The sequence below is a fragment of the Mariniplasma anaerobium genome (assembly GCF_016865445.1).
GTDB classification, from domain to species: domain Bacteria; phylum Bacillota_I; class Bacilli_A; order Acholeplasmatales; family Acholeplasmataceae; genus Mariniplasma; species Mariniplasma anaerobium.
In genome coordinates this window covers 1,300,306-1,321,302 of record NZ_AP024412.1, presented here as the reverse complement: position 1 = coordinate 1,321,302, position 20,997 = coordinate 1,300,306, and the positions used below count along the sequence as shown (strand labels likewise).

Below are 20,997 nucleotides of genomic sequence, written 5' to 3'. Positions count from 1 at the left end.
ATCATGATAAGTAAAGTATTTTTTGAAAATATTGATGCGGTTGCAGAAGAAAAAGAACTCTTTAGAGAACAAGTTTTAGAGGCATTTACTCAAGGATTAATCGCAGGTTGTAAAAAAGCACATGACGTTCGTTCATGTCGCGTAGAATTAAAGGAAGACAAAAACGAAATCTTGGTTTACATGCAACATTTGGTTGTTGATGAATTAAGCATAGATGCTGACAAAAATTATTCACAAATGTTGTTAGAAGATGCTAAAAAAATTAATTCAAGAATTAAAGTTGGGGATATTTTAGAACAAAAAATTGACCCAAAAGATTTTGGACATTTTGCAGTAAGAGATTTCAAATCTAGACTAAATGAATCTTTAGTATCTAGCCAAAAAGAAAATCTTTACAATCATTTTAAAGCTTTTGAACATGAAATGATTAATGCAAGAGTTATTGATGTTGCAGATGATCACTATCGTTTAGATATAGGTAGAGATTTAACAACATTGCTTCCTAAAAAAGAAGCATTACCAAAAGATCATTTTCACGTTGGAGACCATGTAAGAGTTTATGTTTCTGATGTTGAAATGAAAACTAAATGGCCAAAAGTATTTGTTAGCCGGTCACATCCAAGTTTGATTATTCGTTTATTAGAAAACTATATACCTGAAATTAAAGATGGTATTATTGAAATCATGGGTATCTCAAGAGACCCAGGAGATCGTTCTAAAATCGGTGTAAAATCAAATGATCCTAAAGTTGATCCAATTGGAGCATGTGTTGGTGAAGGCGGAAGTCGTATTAGAGAAATCGTTAAAGCTTTAAGCGATGAAAAAATTGATTTATTCCGTTGGAGCGATAATGAAAAAGAATTAATCGCAAATGCTCTTCAACCAGCAGAAGTTGTTGCAGTTACACATGTCAACCCTAAAGAAAAGAGCGCATTAGCGATTGTATTAGATACACAACTATCACTTGCAATTGGTAAGTTAGGACAAAATGTTAAACTTGCAGTTCAAGCTTGTGGTTGGAGTATTGATATTAAATCAGAAACAATGGCTCAAGGTGAAGGCATTCTTTATTAAGTTTGATAAAAGGTGGTTTTAATTATGAAAAAAGTAAAAAAAACACCGCTTAGAACGTGTGTTGTTACAAGAGAAGTTTTGCCAAAAAAAGAATTGATTCGTATCTGTGCTACTAAAGATGGTGTTGTATCAATTGATTTAAATGGTAAATCACCTGGACGTGGCGCATATTTAAAACTAAGTCAAGATGTCATAGTATTAGCTAAAAAAAATAAAGCATTAGATAAAAGATTAGAAACATCAGTGCCAGATGAAATTTATGAACAGTTGAGTAAACTTGTTCATGGATAAAATAATTGGATTAGCTTATCGTGCAAGAAAGATAACTATTGGAACAGAAATGACCATAGATAGCTTGAGAAAGAAAAAGCTTTATGCAATTGTTTTAGCAAATGATGCTTCACAATTAACCATAAAAAAAGTAAGAGATAAAGCAAAGACATACGAAACACCTGTTTTAGATGATCTTGACTCCTTAACATTATCAAATGCTATAGGAAAAACGGATATCAAAGTAATTGGTATAACCGATAAAGGGTTTAGTCAATTATTGATAGACCAGAAAAGGAAGTGATTTTATGCCTCAAAACAATACAAACAATAAAAAGAAAAAATTTAACAATCATAATAAAAGACCTGATAATAGAAGACCAATAACACCAAAGAAACCCAAAGATGAAGGTCCTAAAATTTTTATCTATAGACCAGAAATGACCGTTGCTGATGTTGCTGCTGGATTAAAAGTTAGTAATGCAGTAATGATTAAGAAGCTTATGGGCCATGGACTTATGGCTGCTGTTACTCAAGTTATAGATAAAGATACTATTGAAGTTATCGCTTTGGATGAAGGATTTTCAGTTGAAGATGAAGTGATTACTGATGTAACCAGATTTGATGAAATGGAAATTGTAGACGATCCAAAAGATTTAATAAAAAGACCTGCAATTGTTACAGTTATGGGACACGTTGACCATGGTAAAACTACATTATTAGATGCAATTCGTAAATCAAGAGTTGTTGATGGTGAAGCTGGTGGAATCACTCAACATATTGGTGCTTACCAAATAGAAAAAAATGGTGAAAAAATAACGTTTATTGATACACCAGGACATGCTGCTTTTACAGAAATGAGAGCACGTGGTGCAAAAGTAACTGATATTGTTATTTTAGTCGTTGGAGCTGACGATGGTGTAATGCCTCAAACAATTGAAGCATTAGATCATGCAAGAGCTGCTAAAGTACCTATTATCGTAGCTGTAAATAAAATTGATAGACCATCTGCAAATCCGGATCGCGTTATGACTGAATTATCAGAACGTGGATTAGTACCTGAAGCATGGGGTGGAGATACACCGTTTGTTAATATCTCAGCATTAAAAAACATAGGTATTGATGAATTATTAGATGTTATTCAATTAATTAGTGAAATAGAAGAATTTAAAGCAAATCCAAAAAGATTAGCAAGTGGTACGGTTATCGAAGCAAGCCTTGATAAAGGTAGAGGTGCAGTAGCAACTCTAATTATTGAAAATGGTACGCTTCATGTAGGTGACTATATCGTTATTGGTAACACATATGGAAAAATTAGAACGATGAGTGATGATTTAAAAAATCGTTTTAAAAAAGCAATGCCTTCTCAACCAGTAGAAGTAACTGGATTGAATGAAGTGCCTTATGCTGGTGATATTTTCATGGCATTTAAAGATGAAAAAATGACTAGAAGTATTGCTTCTGATAGACAATCAAGACAAAAAGAAACTGAATCTAAACAAATGAAGAAACGCTCTCTTGACTCATTATTTGGACAATTAGAATCAGAAACTAAAGAATTAAATATCATTATTAAAGGTGATGTACAAGGTTCAATTGAAGCACTTAAAGGATTATTAGAAAAAATTGACATCAAAGGATTCCATGTTAACATTGTAAGAGATTCTGTTGGTGCAATCACAGAAAATGATGTAACCCTAGCTTCAGCTTCAGATGCAATCGTTATTGGATTTAACGTTAGACCAACTGCAGCAGTTAAAAGAGTTGCAGATACTGAAGGTGTAGAAATACGTTTATACAGTATTATCTATCGTATACAAGAAGATATAGAAGCTGCATTAAAAGGTATGTTAGAACCTGAATTTGAAGAAATAGTAACTGGTCAAGCAGAAGTTAGAGAAATATTTAAAAATTCTAAAGTTGGAACGATTGCTGGTTGTATGGTAACCGATGGTGTTATTAAAAGAGCTGCATTAGTAAGACTTATTAGAGATGGTGTTGTTGTTTACGAAGGTAAGCTTGCTTCACTAAAACGTTTTAAAGATGATGCTAAAGAAGTAAGAACTGGTTTTGATTGCGGACTATCGATTGAAAACTTTAACGACGTTAAAGTTGGAGATGTTATAGAAGCGTCACAATTAAGAGAAATTGAGGTATAAAATATGTCAATTACTACAGAAAGACTAGCAAGTCTAATTCAAAGAGAACTTGCACAAATTGTAAATCTTGAAGTTAAAGATAAAAGCTTTGGATACATTAACTTAACAGAAGTTAAAGTCACTAAAGATATGTCATATGCAACTATATATTACACAATATTAAGTGATGAAGTAGAAGTTTTAGAAAAAGCTAAAAACGCTATAGAAGAATCTAAAGTTACTATTCGTATGGAATTAGCTAAAAAAATAAGAAACATAAGAAAAATACCTAATTTGATTTTTAAATATGACGAAGCTCTAGCTTATGGTAATCATATTGATAAAATCTTAAAAACAATAAAGTAACTTCGGTTACTTTTTTTGCATTAAATATTTAGAAAGTGTGATTCATATGTTTGCAAAAGTCATTATTGATATTAAACATCAAAATGTCAATCATCATTATGATTACATCATCAATGATGAACTAAAAGATGACATAAAAATCGGCATGAGAGTTCTTGTGCCTTTTGGTGCGCAAACAAGAATGGGATTTGTGACAGATATTATAGAAAAAAGTAGTACTGCTACAAAAGAAATATTAGATATTCTTGATCATGTTCCAACAATTTCTGATGAATTATTTTATATCATCAATGATATCCAAAAACAATCATCTGAGCTTTATAGTTCTGTTTTTGATACTGTGATACCAGGAGAAATAAAATTAGATTATGATAAAGATGTTTATCTATTAAATGAAAAAGAATGCCCTGAAGATTTATTGTCTAACTTTAATCAAAAAGGTATTTGGCATTTAAAGAAGAATCAATTTGATATATTACCTAGACTAAGAAGATTACAAAAAAACGATGTTGTTGAAATCAAACTTGCAATAAAACAAAAAACGAATAAGAAATATAAGACAACTTACACATTAAATTCAAATCATACATATCAAAAAATTGATAAATATCCGCAATTAAAAGATATTAAAGCAGATATACAATATGATAAGAATCAATTGATATCTTTAGGTTTTAGTATAAGTCAAATAAATACATTAACGAAACATCAAGTGTTCATTTTATCGAGTCAACAAATGATAAGAAATATCAAACATGTATTTGATGACAAAGATAAATTAGTTCAATTAACAGATGAACAAAAGCTTGCAGCTGTACTTATTAAACAATCTTTTAATCAATCCAAAACATTTTTATTAAAAGGTGTTACAGGCTCTGGGAAAACTGAAGTTTACTTAGATGTTATAGAAGATTTGATAAAACAAGATAAAAGAGTTTTAGTGATGGTTCCTGAAATCACTTTAATCGCTCCTATGGCTCAACGCTTAAAATCTAGATTTTCAAGTGTTGCAATCTATCATAGTGCACTTTCAGCTGGTGAACGCCTTGATCAATATCAGATGATTTTAAATGATGAAGCGTCTATTGTTTTATCAACAAGAAGTGGTGTATTTTTGCCTATTAAAGATCTTGGATTAATTATTATGGATGAAGAACATGATCGATCATATATCCAAACTGAACATGTGACATATGACGCCAAACATATCGCTTCATTAAGATCAACATATCATCATATACCTTTAGTTTTAGGCTCAGCAACACCATCTGTTGTTTCTATGTATAAGGCTTTAGGACATGAATATACATTACTAAATCTAACAAGTAGACCATTAGGAATTGAACAACCTGATATAAAACTTATTGATATGAAAGATGAATTAAAACAAAAAAACACATCGATTTTTTCAAGAGATTTACTTATATCTATGAAAGATCGATTGAAAAAAGAAGAACAAACACTCATCCTTTTTAATAGAAAAGGATATGCTCCTTTTGTATTATGTAGACAATGTGGAGATGTTCCTAAATGTCCAGATTGTGAGATATCTTTAACTTACTATAAAGATAAAAATATCTTGAAATGTCATTATTGTGGATATGAAAAACCATTTAATCAGACATGTGAAATATGTCATCAAAATGCTGTTAAAGAAGTTGGAGTTGGCATAGAATATGTCGAAAGTGAACTAAAAAGAACACTCCCTAATGCACGCATTTTAAGAATGGATCGAAACTTAACACAAACTAAAGGAAGTCATGAAAAGATATGGCATCAATTTCTAAACCATGATGCAGATATTCTATTAGGCACACAAATGATATCAAAGGGGCTAGATTTTCCTAAAGTTACTTTAGTAGGTGTATTAATGGCAGATTTATCTTTAAAAGTTCCTTCATATTTAGCATCTGAAGATACTTTCATGTTATTAACACAAATAGCTGGAAGGTCAGGAAGACATCAAAAAGGTGAAGTTATCATTCAAGGATACGATTTAAAACATTATGCTATTGATGCCCTAACAAAAGGGTATGACACTTTTTATAAAGAAGCTTTATATGAAAGAAAACTTTCACAATACGAACCGTATTCACATGTGTCTCAGTTTTTAATCGAAGGACAATCTTATTTGAAAACATATCAAAACGCATTTTTATTAAAAAAGAGATTATCAAAATTAGAGACTGTGACAGTCTTAGGACCTTCAAAAGCTTTAATTAAAAAAATAAGACAAAATTTTAGATTTGTCGTAACTATAAAATATAAAAATATCGATCATGATACAATTAAAGAAATAACGAATGATTTATCAAATGATGATATTCATATAAAATATTATCCAAATTTAGACATGATATAGGTGGTGAATAAAATGAAAATTGTATTTATGGGTACTCCGCTTTTTGCGGTAGAAGTTCTAGAAATGTTAATCCAAGAACATGAAGTTTTGTGTGTGGTGACTCAGCCAGATAAAAAAGTAGGTAGAAAAAAAATACTGACACCTTCTTTAGTGAAAGAGATTGCAATTAAACATGGTATTGAAGTCTTTCAACCCGAAAATATCAAAAAAGAATATCAAAAAATTATTGATTTGAAACCAGATATGCTAATCTCAGCAGCTTATGGTCAAATTCTACCTAAAGCATTGCTTGATCAAATTACTGCATTAAATGTTCATGGGTCTTTATTACCTAAATATAGAGGTGGTGCACCCATACAATATGCATTGTTTAATGGAGATGCTCAAACCGGAGTCACTGTTATGTATATGGCTTTTAAAATGGATAGTGGACCAATCATTAAACAAGAGTCATTAACCATTGAACAAGAAGATGATTATTTATCATTAACTAAAAAACTATCAACTTTAGGAACAAAATTACTTAAAGAAGTTTTAGGTGATATAAAAAACAAAAATATCAAAAGTATAGATCAAGATGAAACAAAAACAACATTTTCTCCGACATTAAAACCATCAGATGAGTTTATATCATTTAATAGACCTACGTTAAAAATTGTTAACCAAATTAGAGGTTTATCACCTGAACCAGGTGGATATGCACGTGTAAATGATTCAAAAATAAAGATTTATAAAGCACAAAAAAGTGATATAATAATAAATGTAGATGCACAACCAGGCCAAATCATCATGATTAAAAAAAGATTAATTGTTAAAACACTTGATGGAGCGATAGACATTCTATTGATTCAAGCTCCAGGTAAAAAAATCATGGAAACTAAAGATTTTCTAAATGGACAAAACATCATGTCACTTAATGATGTATTTAAAGGAGAAGATACCTTATGAAAACAAAGAAAAAATTATTATTTACAAGACCGGAAATGTTTGAATTAAACAAAAAGCTATTACTTAAAAGAGGAGTAACCATTGAAGCGATTGCAGAAATATCTTATATGCAACAATCTAAGTACTCTGATGATGTAAGTAGAGCTATTTGTGTTGAATCTGTTGAAAAAATTCTATCTTTAAGAGATGTTTTTCACCATGTCCAATTAGCAGCTGAAATTGATCGTTTAGCTGAAGAAAATAAATTTCAAGGTCCAATCCAAGATATCATTATGGAAGACTTGGGATTATTTGGTGTTGATGAAACGCTTGGTTTAGATGTTTCTGGATTATATGGAACTATTGGACAAACCAATTTTGGTGATATCGATGTTAACAAACATGGGATTGTTCAAAGATTAAATGATGCAGGAAAAGAAGAAGGCATTTGTCATACATTTTTAGATGATATTGTTGGAGCAATCGCTGCAGCTGCATCAACTAGAGTTGCTCAAGTTGTCAATGAAGACTTAGCTCACGAAGATATAGATGTAAAAAGATTTAGCATATTTGATTTATAACAACAAAGGATGATTTGAATTGGCAAAAGATAAAGCTAAAAAAAGAAAGTTTTGGGATTTAAAATCGCTTGGCAATGATATATTTGCTAAGTTTTTTGGCTTTGAACAAGGTGTGGATATTACAAATGATGTTGCAGTTCTTTTTAGAAGAAATGTTGTAATCAAAAATATCATTTTCTTATCAAATATTATGTATACTGTTATACTAATTATTTTATCTCTGTCAACTCAAGACCGAGTTTCTGACTGGGTTGTTACAGTACTTGCTTTTCCAATGACTTATGTAATTAATAGAATGTTAAACAAATTAATTCATTTAGATCCTGAAGATAAAACAAAACAAAATGTTGCGATGTATGTCTCAGCATTTTATATATTCTTTTCCGCGATTTTAATTTATGCAAGACTATACACGCACGAATACTTTGAAACCGGTGCTTATATCTTAATGTATTATGCAGTAGTTGTTATATCCTTGTATCAAGAAAAGAAACTTTTAAGTAGTAGTTTTCAAGGGTTGTTAGCAATGCTTACCGTGATTCATTTGATATGGACATATAACTTCCATGGATTAGTAAATGGACAGACCATTCTTGAATTTTTACCAAGCTTTTTAAGATTACCAGAGTTTAGTGATATATTACTTAGAACTTTATTATTTATATTATTTTATTTTGTTGTTTATGCGATTGTTTCTATGGGACAATACATGCAAGAAGAGCGTAAAAATGAATTGATCAAAAGACGACAAGTTCAAAATGATTTTTCACATATCGTTGGAGATTTATTTACCGTAGTCTTTTCATCATCTTATACATTAATGGAAAAAAGACATGCATATCAAGTACAACAAATGAGTCAAAAACTAGCAGACTATTATGGATTAAATGAAGCTGAAATTCAAAAATTAAATGATTATGCAATGGTTCATCTTCAATATCAAGAAATTAAGCATTTATTAAATGATATTAATACCTATGATGAAAAAACTTATGATATCTTAAAAGAACAAACAGAACTTGGCTCAAGAATTGCAAAACGTATTCAACTTGCTCAAAAATGTGAAGATATTGCTAGAGCACAAATTGAAGATATTGCCAATGAAAAATTCTTAAAAGAGATGTTACTTATTCAACCAGATATTCAAGCACAAATCATATTGTTATGTGATCTTTATATAACCATGCGTAGCCATAGATCGTATAAAAGACCAATGGCACATAGCATTGTATTGAAATTATTTCAACAAGAATTAGGGCATTTTTTTGATTATGATTTAAAAGAAAGATTTTTAAAGTTTAATGATGAATTTTCTGAAATGTATAATAATTTTTAATCAAGATAATTTCAATTGACTTTTCACCTACAATCATGTAATATGATAAGGTGTTCGTAACAATTAAATCTTATTCAGAGCTATCGAGGCTAGTGACCGACGACGTAGCAGCAACCTATTTGATTAGGTGCTTATCATGAGGGGTTCATCCCAACAATAAGGAAAAATGATCGTTTTCCTTATGGAAGACGTTTTTTATTTGAAAAGGAGAAATAAAAATGTATAAATTATTTAGTAGTGAATCTGTAACAGAAGGTCATCCAGATAAGGTTAGTGACTATATTTCAGATTCTATTTTAGATGCTTGTCTAGAACAAGATCCAGAGTCAAGAGTTGCTATTGAAACAGCAGTAACATCGCATTATTGTTTATTGTTTGGTGAGATTACTTCAAAAGCAGTTATCAATTATGAAAGTATTGTAAAAAAAGCGATAGAAGAAATCGGATATACCAAAGAAGAATATGGATATAGTGCTGATACAGTAAAAATTGATATTAGAATTGACAAACAATCTGAAGATATCGCAATAGGTGTTGATAAATCAAAAGATAAACAATTAGGAGCTGGTGATCAAGGTCTTATGTTTGGTTATGCCAATCATGATACAGATGTATATTTACCATTACCTATTTATCTAGCACATCGTTTAGCAGAAAGATTAAGCTATGTAAGAAAAAATGAAATTATTCCTAATCTTCGTCCAGATGGTAAAACACAAGTAACTATAGCATATGACAAAGATAATAAACCTGATTATATTCATACTGTTGTTTTATCAACTCAACATGATGATTGCTGGAAGCAAGAAGATTTGAGAAAAGAAGTAATGAAACATGTTATTAAACCAGTTTTAGAAGATTATGATACATCTAAGACTGTTTATCAGATTAACCCAACAGGTAAATTTGTTAAAGGTGGTCCACATGGAGATGCTGGATTAACTGGTAGAAAAATTATTGTTGATACTTATGGTGGTTATGCTAGACATGGTGGAGGAGCATTTTCGGGTAAAGATGCGACTAAAGTAGATAAATCTGCTGCTTATATGGCAAGATATATTGCAAAAAATATTGTTGCAAGTAATATCGCAACTGAGTGTGAAATACAATTAGCTTATGCAATTGGTTTATCTGAACCAGTTAGTTTTTCTATAAATACTTTCGGAACTGAAAAAGTAGATATAGAAAAAATATATGAAGTTGTCAATCAAAATTTTGATCTTACACCACAAGGCATTATTGAGACTTTAAATCTAAATAGACCAATCTATAAAAAAACATCATCATATGGACATTTTGGACGTAATTTAGACGAATTCACATGGGAACAAACCAATAAGATTGAATTATTTGCTAAATTATTATACAATGAAAATGGTGATAAAATATGACGGAAAATTTAAAGACTTTAGAACAGAAAAGATTAGAATTATTAAAGGCTCGAAGCAAGGATATAAAAATAGGACTTCTTATTTTACTAGGAGCTGTTTTATTTGCGATTTTAGGATTTGTTACTGAAGTAATGTTCTTGTTAATCATAGGTGTAGTTATATTTATGGTTTCAATTATATTTTTAGGCAAATCTGCTATGCATTCCAAAGTTTTTAAAGACTTTGTGAAAAGTGATTTAGTTCCAACACTTTTAGAAGAATCTTTTGAGGAAGTTTCTTATGATCCTAAATCACATATTTCTATTGATAGAATCAATGGTACTGGATTAATAAAAAGACCAGACCGATATCAAGGGGAAGATCTCATTAAAGGCTCTTATAAAGGAGTTAAATTTGAGGTTTCTGATATTAATTTAAAAGAACGTGTAGAAACAAGAGATTCAAAAGGTAATGTTCAAGTTTCTTATCAAACATATTTTAAAGGCCGTTGGTATATTTATAGATATCAAAAACAATTTGATGAAGTTTTAAAAATTGTTGAAGGTAGAGGCGGATACGCTAACAAAAAAGGTCTAGAAAAATTTGAAACTGAAAGTATGGCATTTAATAAAAAATTTGCTATATATGCTTCATCTAAAGAGTTTGGATTTTATTTGATAACATCTTCAATGCTAGAAAAATTATTAGAATTAGAAGCGCTTCATCGTGGTTCTATTGTATATTGTTATCAAAACAATGAGCTTCACATTGGTGTAAATGATAGTAAAGATTATATGGAATTTAAGTTAAAAACACCAATCAATGAAAAAACACTAGAGATATTTATGTCAGATATAGATCTTATTCCATCTATTATCAATGAGTTTAGATTAGACAGTTCAAAATTTAAATAAAAAAGGAAGGAGAAAAAACACATGCCAGGTCCATTAACTATTATTTTAATTATTGTAGGAGTTTTATTACTTATCTTTGTTTCATGGTATATTTCTACAGTCAATTCATTTAACCGTATGCTTATTAAGATTGATGAATCAGAATCAAGTATTGATATTGCATTAACTAAACGTTTTGATTTGTTATCAAAAATGTTCCAAGCAACAAAAGGGTATATGAAACATGAATCGGAAACACTTCAAAAAGTGATTGCGATGAGACAACCTGCTCATGGAGCTCCAATGGAACAAAAGCAAGAATTTGCTGATCAAGTTTCTAGAGGACTTCAAGCAATAAACGTTGTTGTAGAACAATACCCAGATTTAAAAGCTTCTACAAATGTTGCTAAATTACAAGATGCAACAGTCGAAGTAGAAGAAAACTTACAAGCATCAAGACGCGTTTATAATTCTAATGTTTCAATATACAACCAAAAGGTCGTAGTATTCCCTTCAAGTATAATTGCGAACATGAAGCATTTCGAAAAACGTTCATTCTTCGAAGCAGAAGCTGCGAAGAGAGAAGATGTAAAATTTGATTTTTAAAATAAAACGCCAAGCGTTTTATTTTTTTTGCCTTTATGTTGCCTTTTACTAGAATTATGGTAAATAACTAGAAACCGCTAAAACGCTTGTAAAATATAGTCTATTATAGTAATATAATAGAGAACGAAAAGGATGTGGAAGTATGCTAAAAAATTGGTTTGATCCTAGCAAAAAAGAATTAAAAAGAGCTAAGAAAATCGCAGATGCTGTTTTTTTATTAGAAGATGAAATGGCTGCTTTATCTGATGATCAATTAAAACAAAAAACCGAAGAATTTAAATCGAGATATCAAAAAGGTGAAACACTTGAAGAACTTATGGTTGAAGCTTTTGCTGTTGTAAGAGAAGCATCAAGAAGAGTAACTGGATTGTTTCCATACTTTGTACAAGTACAAGGTGCTGTTGCCATTTACGGTGGTAATATTGCAGAAATGAGAACCGGTGAAGGTAAAACTTTAACGGCTGTTATGCCTGCTTATCTTCATGCATTAAATGGTGAAGGTGTTCATATTGTTACAGTCAATGAATATTTGGCTGGACGTGAAGTTGAAGGTGAAATTGGAGATCTATTTCGCTTTTTAGGTCTTACTGTTGGACTAAACATTAGAGAGTTAAATAGAGAACAAAAGAAAGAAGCTTATGATTGTGATATTTTGTATTCTACGAACTCAGAATTAGGGTTTGATTACTTAAGAGACCATATGGTTTTATATGCTAAAGATATGGTTGCACAGCGTGGATTAAACTATGCAATTATAGATGAAGTCGATTCTATCTTAATTGATGAAGCAAGAACACCATTAATTATTTCTGGTGGTTCAAAAAATAATCAAAACTTATATCAAGCTGCTGATCGTTTTGCAAAATCAATTAGAGATGAAGATTATGAAATTGAAATTGAATCTAAAAGTATTGCTTTGACTCAATCTGGTATTGAAAAAGCAGAGCGTATTTTCCAAATAGATAATTTATATGAGCTAAAACATGTATCTTTAGTGCATCATATTAATAATGCACTACGTGCTAATTATATTATGTCTAGAGACAAAGAATATGTAGTCAATGATGGAGAAGTTTTAATTGTTGACCAATTTACTGGACGTATTTTAAGAGGACGTCAGTTTTCTGAAGGTCTTCATCAAGCATTAGAAGCAAAAGAAAGTGTTCAAGTAAAAAGAGAAACTGTAACGGTTGCTACTATTACTTATCAAAATTTCTTTAGAATGTATAAAAAACTATCAGGGATGACTGGTACAGCAAAGACTGAAGAAGAAGAATTTAGAGACATTTATAACATGGATGTTATTGAAATTCCTACAAATGCACCGATTATCCGTAAGGATGAACCTGATTTTATTTATGCAACATTAAAAGATAAATTTAAATCATTAGTTGATGAAGTTGAAGAAAGACATAAATTAGGACAACCTTTATTGATTGGTACCATTGCTGTTGAAACATCAGAGATGTTATCATTTATGTTAAAACAACGTAGAATTAATCATGAGGTCTTAAATGCTAAGAATCATGAAAGAGAAGCTGAAATTGTTGCAAAAGCTGGTCTTAAAGGTGGCGTAACCATTGCAACCAATATGGCTGGTCGTGGGACAGATATTAAACTTGGCGAAGGTGTAGTAGAACTTGGAGGATTAGCTGTTATTGGTAGTGAGCGTCATGAATCAAGACGTATTGACAATCAGTTAAGAGGCCGTTCAGGACGTCAGGGTGACCCAGGATATTCTAGATTCTATTTGTCTGCTGAAGATGAACTGATGATGCGATTTGGTGGAGAGTCCTTTAAAAGAAGAATTGAGACGCTTGAACGCATCAATACAACTGATGAACCTTTATCATCAAAATTATTTTCAAGATTTGTGACAAGTGCACAAAAACGTATTGAAGGTAATAATTATGATTCAAGAAAAACAGTCTTAAAATATGATGACGTTTTAAGAAAACAAAGAGAAATTATTTATCAAAACAGAAGAGAAGTTCTTACATTTGAATCTATTGAAGATCAAGTAAGACAAACAGTTTCAAATGCTTTATATGGACAAGCAACTCAATTTATTCATGCAGTTGGAAAAAATGAATATAAAATTGATTATGATCAATTATTAGCTCATTTTAATGGAAATGTTTTTCACTTAGATACGATTAAAAAAGAAGATATTGAAAAATTAAATGAACAAGAAATAAATAATTTTATTGTTGATTTGGGATTATCTGAATTAGATAAGAAAAAAGAAGCATTCCCTCCAGAAGTATATAATGAATTTTTGAAAGTTGTTATGCTTCGTGTTATTGACACATATTGGATGAGACATATTGATGCGATGAGTGAACTTAGACAAGGTGTTACATTACAAGCATATGGACAACAACAACCTTTAACTATTTATCAAAAAGAAGGTCTTCGCATGTTTAATGAAATGGTGCAAAATATTTCAAATGATGTTGCTAGATATGCAATTCGTGCACAAATTAAGTATGATCAAGAAAGAGAAGCTGTAGTTAAAAACACACAAACAAATCAAGGTGTTGAAGATAAGAAACCAAAAAAACCTAAGGTAAGAAAGAATAAAAACCAAAGAAATCTACCTTGGAGATAGGAAGACAATCATGGAACGTTATGATGTAAATAAACTAATTACTGAGTTTAAGCAATCGATTGAAGACTTTCATAGAGCGATACAACCAGATGTACTAGAAGAAAAATACAAAGAACTTAATCAAGAGATGCAAGATCCAGCATTTTGGTCTAATACGAATCAAGCTAAAAAAGTAACAAAAGAAGCGAATTCGATACGTCATAAAGTTGATCAATATCTTCATTTAAAACAAAAATTAACTCAATTAATCGATTGGGCTGAAATTTCTGAAGAACAATCAGAAGAATGGGATTTATTAGAAATTGATATTCAAAGTTTACAAGAAGAATTAAAAGCATTTGAACTAGAAACAATTCTTAATGGTCCTTATGATGAAAATAATGCAATTATAGAAATTCATCCTGGAGCTGGTGGTACTGAATCACAAGACTGGGCAGATATGCTTTATCGATTGTATTCTAGATATGCGCAAAGAAAAAAATATAAAGTTGAAGTTATTGATTATCAATCAGGTGATGAAGCAGGGATTAAAAGTGTTACGCTTTTAATCAAAGGCTCTTATGCATATGGATATTTAAAAGCTGAAAAAGGTGTACATCGTTTAGTTAGAATCTCACCTTTTGATTCTAATGCAAGAAGACATACATCATTTGCGTCTATTGATGTCTTACCTGAAATTAATGATGATATAGAAATCGATATCAAAGATGAAGATTTAAAAGTAGATGTTTATAGAAGTAGTGGTGCTGGCGGACAATCCGTTAATACAACTGACTCTGCAGTTAGAATCACGCATCTACCAACAAATATCGTAGTTACATGTCAAAATGAGAGAAGTCAATTAAAAAACAAGGAAACTGCAATGACGCTTTTAAAAGCTAAACTTGTAGCAGAAGAAATAAGAAAACAAGAAGAAAAATTAAAAAATATTCAAGGTGAACAAAAAGATATTTCTTGGGGTTCACAAATTAGAAGTTATGTCTTTCATCCTTATCAAATGGTTAAAGATCACAGAACCAACTATGAAGTTGGTAATGTAGAATTAGTCATGGATGGTGATATTGACGGTTTTATCAATGCTTACTTAAAATCAGGTGATGCTCATGAGTAGAACAAAAGTTGTAGAAATATTAGAAATTACGGGTGGAGTTATACTCTTAACACTGGGTTTCTATTTTTTCTTATTACCACAAAACCTCGTTATCGGTGGGGTTATGGGTATTTCGGTTCTGGTACAAGATTTCATACCAGTGTCTTTATTTATTATGATTGCTAATATAGTTTTATTAGCGATGGGACTTATCTTTTTAGGAAAAACTTTCTTTTTAAAAACTGTTTATGCTACAGTTTTATATCCAGTCATTGTTTTTATTTTAGAAAAAACTGTTGCACCTGATTTCTTTATGCAGTATATTAATGAAAGTCCTTATTTAATTGCTGGTTTATTTGGCGCATTAACTGTAGGAACAGGTCTAGGACTAGTTATTAGAAACAATTCAACAACCGGTGGCATAGATATTTTGCAAAATATGATGCATAAATATCTTCATATCCCTTTTGCTTGGGCAATTTACATTATTGATGGAGCTATTATTACAGTTGCATTATTTATTGATTTTCAAGCAGGATTATATGCATTTGGTGCAATGATATTAAGTGGTATGATCATTGATCGTATGTCAATTGAAGGCAGATCAGGATTTACGTTTTTCATACTAACAGATAAAACCGCTTTAATAAAAGCAGCCATTTATGAAAAACTTGATAGAGGGCTTACAAAGATTAAAGTTATTGGTGGATATTCAAACCAAGAAAAAGAAATGATTGTATGTACAATTGATAGATTACAGTTATATACGTTTAAATTAATACTAAAAGAAATTGATCCAAAAGCATTCACTTTTGTTACTAGAACAAAAGAAGCGAGTGGTTATGGATTTAGCAAAGGAAGTTCGCAATGGAAAATAGAAAAATAGGTATATTATTTTTTGCATCAGTCTTATTAGCATTTTTTGCTGGATATCAAGTTCAGACTTTTTTAGTTACAAACGAACCTGAACCCTTTTTAGATGTTTATGCAGAAATCACTGAAGCTCTAGATAGATATTATTATTATGATTTAGAGCAAGGAGAAAAAGATGCTGCATTTGTTGCACAAATGGAAGCAATCGTTAACTCCTATGCTGAGCAAAATAATGATCCATATACAAGATTATCAGCAGCAGCACTTAATGTTGCTCCAACAGGAGATGAATCTTATGTTGGTCTAGGTATAACAATTACAACACAAGACAATGGTCTTAGAGTTGAAGATGTTTTATTTCAAGGTCCAAGTTTTACCAAGCTTTATCCTAATGATTTAATTATTGGCGTCATGGATCAAACAACTGCTATTTACTTTGAAGATTTAGATGACTCAACCCTTTGGACTTCTTATCTGGCTGGTGAAGTTGATGAGGTTAAATCATTAATCGTTTTACAACCAAATTTAAATGAAGTGACAATTGATATAACATATGAAGAAATCTTAACACCTACTGCATATGCTAAATCTATAGATGCAGATATTGCGTATATAAAAATTACTGAATTTTCTGGATATATTCAAGATGTTACTGAAGGAACAGCTAAAGTATTCTCAGATGTCTTAAATAGTCTTGAAGATGATATATTAGTTGATGAAACAGACACATTAATTCTTGATTTAAGAAATAATCCAGGTGGATCTTTAACAGCTCTTCATAATCAAGGATCGCAAGGTCTAATTCCAGGAATTACGCAACAATTACTCATTAGAAATGTTGAAACACCATTATTTTCAATGATTAATAAAATAAATCTTCAAGAAGACTATCTTGGTGGATTATCAGTTGCAAAACCATACGATATCAAGGTATTAGTGAATGAACATTCTGCATCTGCTGCAGAAGTCCTAGCAGCAGCACTTAGTGTAAATGGCGGATATGAATTATACGGAAATTACACTTATGGAAAAGATGTTTATCAAAATACGGTTTTACTAGAAACGATCAATACGATAAGATATTATTTGACATATACAGAAGGTAATTGGCTTTATGATGGTGATAAAAAGGTATCAGAATATCCTTTAGATGTCAATCTAATTGAACAAACAGGATATCTAGGCTTATCGAATCTTTATTTTGATGGAGATTTAAGCATAGATGACGTATCAGCATACCTTGTTAGATTTCAAGAATTTTTGAATGTGTACTTTGAATTAGATGGCATTTCAATGATAAGAACTGATGGATATTTTGATCAAACTACAGAAGACTATATTTTGTTATTTCAACAAGAACAATCTCTTTTACAAACAAGTATATTAGACATGCAAACCGCAAATCATATGTTTAACTTATTAAAAACATATCAACAAGATCTAACATATGACAATCAAGTTGAGCAAGTCATAGATCTTATACGCTCATGAGCAAATTAGTAACAGATATAAAGAAATTAAAATCAGGATATAAAGTCACTTTTGATGATGAATTTATATCAAATATTGAACTTGATATCTTTATAAAGTATCGTTTAAAACCAGGTATATCTTTAGAAAAAGATGTTTACTATGAAATGCTTAAAGAAAACGACAAAATTTATTATACGAAATTAGGCGTTCTTAAGCTTAAGCGCATGCAAACAAAAAAAGAATTGCTTGATTATCTTGTAGATAAAGGTTGTAATTATCATTTAGCACAAGAATTAGTATCCGGTTTTGAAAAAAGAAGATATATTAATGACGATGAATATACAAGATTATACATCGAGATGAAAAAGCATCTTCAAGGTCCAAAACTTATCACATCAAAATTATTAAAAAAAGGTGTAGATCAAGATATTATAAAAAAATATTTAAGCCAAATAGATGAATATGAAATTCTATCTGTCTTAGTTAAAAAGAAATATACCGCTTATAAACAAAAAACACAGAAACAAGCACTTATATCAACTCGAAATCATCTCATAACTAAAGGGTATAAAAGAGAAATTATAGATTCTATTTTAATTCATATGAAACAAGAATTTCCAAGAGATGAACAACCACTTTTAGAAAAAACATTTGATAAATTATATGATAAATATAAAGATAAAAAACAGGGATATGAATTAAAAGCATTTTTAAAACAAAAACTTTATCAAAAAGGCTTTGAGATGAATGATATTGAAGCTATATTTATACAAAAAAATGTTCTATCATGATAAAATCATGGTAGAACTTTTTATTAGAAAAGGGTGAATTAAATGATTTTATGGAAAAACGGATATTTTCATACACTTGAAGATGAAACAAAAACATATCATAAACTAGCTACCAATCAAGGTTTGATTGTTGGATTTGATGATGATATAAAAGATTTAGATTTTGAGAAAGAAATTGATCTCAAAGGACATCATATATATCCAGGTTTTGTAGATAGTCATCTACACTTGATTGGTTATGGACAAAAACTAAGTTTGGTTTCTTTAGAAAAATTTAATAAAAAAGAAGCTCTTTTAAATGAACTAAAAAAACAAGTTGCTCTTCATCAGAGTTTCTTTGAAGGATATAAACCATTAGATATTGATAAATATGAATTAAATGATATCCATTCAGATGGCCCAATTGTTTTAAGACATTCTGATTATCACAGCGTCACGGTAAACGATTATGTCTTAGATCGTATAGGTATTGACAGTAAGACAGGTTTTTTAACAGAAGATGATGCTAAATTAGTCATTAAAAGCTTTCATAAACAAGATAAAGATATGTTAAAAAAGATGTTAGTTAACTCTATAAATAAATTACACAGCTATGGTATAACTGGAGGCCACTCAGATGATCTTTACTATTTCAATGGTTTTCATGAAACACTAGATATTTTTAATGAAACACTTATAAAGCTACCTTTTAGAGCACATTTACTGATGCATTATATGATTATTGATGATTTCATTGATTCAAAATTAGCTTTTCTAGATCAAAATCAGTACTTACAACTAGGTGCAGTTAAAATATTTTATGATGGTACCTTTACATCTAAAACAGCTTTACTCAAGCATTCATATCTTCACACAAATGATCAAGGCATGCGTATGTTTGAACAAAATGAACTTATAGAACTTGTTAAAAAATTAAGAAAGCAAGATTTACCACTTGCCATACATGTGATAGGTGATTTAGGTCTCAAAGAACTTATTGATATCCTTGAAGCATATCCACCTAAAAAAGGATTACATGATCGCATCATTCATGCTTCACTAGCAGATTTAGATACAATCAAATGTATGGAAAAGCTGCCAATTATATTAGATGTACAACCTCAATTTATAACCTCTGATCTTCCCCAAATTCTAGATATTTTTTCAAAACAACCCCAATTTATTTATCCACTTAAAACATATTTAAATCACAATATTACAATTTGTGGATCAAGTGATGCACCAGTTGAAGATCCAAATCCTTTTAAAGGCATGCATGTGGCAATCACAAGATTACTAAATAATAATCAAATATTTCAAGAAGCAGAAAGACTTACAAGATATGAAGCACTAAAACTTTACACAACATATGCAAATATTCCAACATATAAAACAAATAGAGGCTTACTAAAAAAAGGTTATATTGCAGATTTCACAGTGACTAAAGATGACTTATTAAAAATTAATTTAAACCAATTATTAAATCAAAGTGTAGAAATGACTATTATAAATGAAAAAATAGTCTATAAAAGATGATTATAAGCATCATGCTTGAAGCTTATATGAATAACTGTTAAAATATTTGCAGATGAGAGGTGAAAGCATGAAAATTGAATTTTGGTTAGATTATTTATGTCCAAAATGTTATCTTCAACATCAAATCATAGAAGAGTTGATCAAAACTTATGATATGAAAGACATTGAATTAGTATGCAGAAGTTACGAAATGGTTGAAGCTAAATATTTTGATACAAATGAGCCATATGAAAAGTTTATATCAAGACATAAAAATCTTCCTGTAGAAGAAGTCAAAACATTTTTAGATGAAAATGAATTTAATTTAGATTTATTTAAAATTCATGATGCTCATCGTCTCGCACATTTAGCTAAAAAAGAAAAAAAATCACAACTATTTAATCATTTAATCTTTGAAGAAATATATGAAAAACATCAAGATTTATCAAATCATCAATTATTAAGAGAAATTGCATTAAAAGCTGAATTAGATCAAAACTTAACTGAGGAAATTCTTAATTCTGATTTATATTCTTCACAAGTGATTTCTAATAGAGAAAATGCACAACTAAAAGGGATTTATGAACTACCTTTTATGAGAATAAATGGTAAAATTAAACTCCAAGGATTACAAAGTGTAGATCAAATCGTAAAAACATTAAATCAATCATTTGGTAAGCTTAAAGATATAGAATTTTGCGAAGGCGAAAATTGTGTTAGAAAAAGAAGACAATAAACCCAT

The 20,997-nt window shown here is 30.1% G+C and carries 19 protein-coding genes and 1 riboswitch; all 19 genes read left to right on the top strand.

Annotated features, from left to right (window positions below):
• The first annotated feature begins 3 nt into the window (after positions 1-3).
• Positions 4-1,074: a transcription termination factor NusA gene (nusA, locus tag MPAN_RS06270; protein WP_176238836.1), complete on the top strand. Its 1,071-nt coding sequence runs from the start codon at positions 4-6 to the stop codon at positions 1,072-1,074.
• Positions 1,075-1,098: 24 nt separating this feature from the next.
• Positions 1,099-1,365, top strand: a complete 267-nt coding sequence (gene rnpM / locus MPAN_RS06265) for an RNase P modulator RnpM (RefSeq protein WP_176238837.1) — start codon at positions 1,099-1,101, stop codon at positions 1,363-1,365.
• Positions 1,358-1,648, top strand: coding sequence for a L7Ae/L30e/S12e/Gadd45 family ribosomal protein (locus MPAN_RS06260; RefSeq protein WP_176238838.1), 291 nt, complete (start codon positions 1,358-1,360; stop codon positions 1,646-1,648). The genes rnpM and MPAN_RS06260 overlap by 8 nt, the downstream gene beginning before the upstream one ends.
• Positions 1,649-1,652: 4 nt before the next feature.
• The gene (infB, locus tag MPAN_RS06255) at positions 1,653-3,503 is read left to right on the top strand and encodes a translation initiation factor IF-2 (RefSeq protein ID WP_176238839.1); all 1,851 of its coding nucleotides are present in this window, start codon (positions 1,653-1,655) and stop codon (positions 3,501-3,503) included.
• A 3-nt stretch (positions 3,504-3,506) separates the two neighbouring features.
• Complete coding sequence (gene rbfA / locus MPAN_RS06250; protein ID WP_176238840.1) at positions 3,507-3,848, top strand: 30S ribosome-binding factor RbfA; 342 nt, start codon at positions 3,507-3,509, stop codon at positions 3,846-3,848.
• Between the two features lie 46 nt (positions 3,849-3,894).
• Positions 3,895-6,210, top strand: coding sequence for a replication restart helicase PriA (gene priA, locus MPAN_RS06245; protein WP_176238841.1), 2,316 nt, complete (start codon positions 3,895-3,897; stop codon positions 6,208-6,210).
• Between the two features lie 12 nt (positions 6,211-6,222).
• Positions 6,223-7,158: a methionyl-tRNA formyltransferase gene (fmt, locus tag MPAN_RS06240; RefSeq protein WP_176238842.1), complete on the top strand. Its 936-nt coding sequence runs from the start codon at positions 6,223-6,225 to the stop codon at positions 7,156-7,158.
• Entirely contained in the window at positions 7,155-7,718 is a 564-nt protein-coding gene (locus tag MPAN_RS06235; RefSeq protein ID WP_231756750.1) for a phosphatidylglycerophosphatase A family protein, read from the top strand. Before fmt ends, MPAN_RS06235 begins: the two co-directional genes overlap by 4 nt.
• A 19-nt stretch (positions 7,719-7,737) precedes the next feature.
• Positions 7,738-9,054 (top strand): HD-GYP domain-containing protein, encoded by a 1,317-nt coding sequence (locus tag MPAN_RS06230; RefSeq protein WP_176238843.1) that lies wholly within the window; start codon positions 7,738-7,740, stop codon positions 9,052-9,054.
• Between the two features lie 67 nt (positions 9,055-9,121).
• A riboswitch (SAM riboswitch) is annotated at positions 9,122-9,217 on the top strand.
• Positions 9,218-9,272: 55 nt separating this feature from the next.
• The gene (gene metK / locus MPAN_RS06225) at positions 9,273-10,445 is read left to right on the top strand and encodes a methionine adenosyltransferase (protein ID WP_176238844.1); all 1,173 of its coding nucleotides are present in this window, start codon (positions 9,273-9,275) and stop codon (positions 10,443-10,445) included.
• A complete protein-coding gene (locus MPAN_RS06220; protein ID WP_176238845.1) occupies positions 10,442-11,338 on the top strand; it encodes a DUF3137 domain-containing protein in 897 nt (298 codons plus the stop codon). The genes metK and MPAN_RS06220 overlap by 4 nt, the downstream gene beginning before the upstream one ends.
• A 21-nt stretch (positions 11,339-11,359) precedes the next feature.
• Entirely contained in the window at positions 11,360-11,923 is a 564-nt protein-coding gene (locus tag MPAN_RS06215; protein ID WP_176238846.1) for a LemA family protein, read from the top strand.
• 142 nt (positions 11,924-12,065) lie between these two features.
• Entirely contained in the window at positions 12,066-14,534 is a 2,469-nt protein-coding gene (secA, locus tag MPAN_RS06210) for a preprotein translocase subunit SecA (protein WP_176238847.1), read from the top strand.
• Positions 14,535-14,544: 10 nt separating this feature from the next.
• Positions 14,545-15,645: a peptide chain release factor 2 gene (gene prfB / locus MPAN_RS06205; protein ID WP_176238848.1), complete on the top strand. Its 1,101-nt coding sequence runs from the start codon at positions 14,545-14,547 to the stop codon at positions 15,643-15,645.
• Complete coding sequence (locus MPAN_RS06200) at positions 15,638-16,510, top strand: YitT family protein (RefSeq protein ID WP_176238849.1); 873 nt, start codon at positions 15,638-15,640, stop codon at positions 16,508-16,510. Before prfB ends, MPAN_RS06200 begins: the two co-directional genes overlap by 8 nt.
• On the top strand, positions 16,492-17,988 hold the full coding sequence (locus tag MPAN_RS06195; RefSeq protein ID WP_176238850.1) for a S41 family peptidase: 1,497 nt from the start codon (positions 16,492-16,494) through the stop codon (positions 17,986-17,988). The genes MPAN_RS06200 and MPAN_RS06195 overlap by 19 nt, the downstream gene beginning before the upstream one ends.
• Entirely contained in the window at positions 17,985-18,761 is a 777-nt protein-coding gene (locus tag MPAN_RS06190) for a regulatory protein RecX (RefSeq protein ID WP_176238851.1), read from the top strand. Before MPAN_RS06195 ends, MPAN_RS06190 begins: the two co-directional genes overlap by 4 nt.
• 42 nt (positions 18,762-18,803) lie before the next feature.
• Positions 18,804-20,276, top strand: coding sequence for an amidohydrolase (locus MPAN_RS06185; protein WP_176238852.1), 1,473 nt, complete (start codon positions 18,804-18,806; stop codon positions 20,274-20,276).
• Between the two features lie 67 nt (positions 20,277-20,343).
• The gene (locus tag MPAN_RS06180) at positions 20,344-20,991 is read left to right on the top strand and encodes a DsbA family oxidoreductase (protein ID WP_176238853.1); all 648 of its coding nucleotides are present in this window, start codon (positions 20,344-20,346) and stop codon (positions 20,989-20,991) included.
• Positions 20,992-20,997 lie beyond the last annotated feature (6 nt).

Coding starts and splice junctions, on each gene's coding strand:
- nusA (WP_176238836.1), top strand. CDS start 4: ATGATAAGTAAAGTATTTTTTGAAAATATTGATGCGGTTGCAGAAGAA.
- rnpM (WP_176238837.1), top strand. CDS start 1,099: ATGAAAAAAGTAAAAAAAACACCGCTTAGAACGTGTGTTGTTACAAGA.
- MPAN_RS06260 (WP_176238838.1), top strand. CDS start 1,358: ATGGATAAAATAATTGGATTAGCTTATCGTGCAAGAAAGATAACTATT.
- infB (WP_176238839.1), top strand. CDS start 1,653: ATGCCTCAAAACAATACAAACAATAAAAAGAAAAAATTTAACAATCAT.
- rbfA (WP_176238840.1), top strand. CDS start 3,507: ATGTCAATTACTACAGAAAGACTAGCAAGTCTAATTCAAAGAGAACTT.
- priA (WP_176238841.1), top strand. CDS start 3,895: ATGTTTGCAAAAGTCATTATTGATATTAAACATCAAAATGTCAATCAT.
- fmt (WP_176238842.1), top strand. CDS start 6,223: ATGAAAATTGTATTTATGGGTACTCCGCTTTTTGCGGTAGAAGTTCTA.
- MPAN_RS06235 (WP_231756750.1), top strand. CDS start 7,155: ATGAAAACAAAGAAAAAATTATTATTTACAAGACCGGAAATGTTTGAA.
- metK (WP_176238844.1), top strand. CDS start 9,273: ATGTATAAATTATTTAGTAGTGAATCTGTAACAGAAGGTCATCCAGAT.
- MPAN_RS06220 (WP_176238845.1), top strand. CDS start 10,442: ATGACGGAAAATTTAAAGACTTTAGAACAGAAAAGATTAGAATTATTA.
- MPAN_RS06215 (WP_176238846.1), top strand. CDS start 11,360: ATGCCAGGTCCATTAACTATTATTTTAATTATTGTAGGAGTTTTATTA.
- secA (WP_176238847.1), top strand. CDS start 12,066: ATGCTAAAAAATTGGTTTGATCCTAGCAAAAAAGAATTAAAAAGAGCT.
- prfB (WP_176238848.1), top strand. CDS start 14,545: ATGGAACGTTATGATGTAAATAAACTAATTACTGAGTTTAAGCAATCG.
- MPAN_RS06200 (WP_176238849.1), top strand. CDS start 15,638: ATGAGTAGAACAAAAGTTGTAGAAATATTAGAAATTACGGGTGGAGTT.
- MPAN_RS06195 (WP_176238850.1), top strand. CDS start 16,492: ATGGAAAATAGAAAAATAGGTATATTATTTTTTGCATCAGTCTTATTA.
- MPAN_RS06190 (WP_176238851.1), top strand. CDS start 17,985: ATGAGCAAATTAGTAACAGATATAAAGAAATTAAAATCAGGATATAAA.
- MPAN_RS06185 (WP_176238852.1), top strand. CDS start 18,804: ATGATTTTATGGAAAAACGGATATTTTCATACACTTGAAGATGAAACA.
- MPAN_RS06180 (WP_176238853.1), top strand. CDS start 20,344: ATGAAAATTGAATTTTGGTTAGATTATTTATGTCCAAAATGTTATCTT.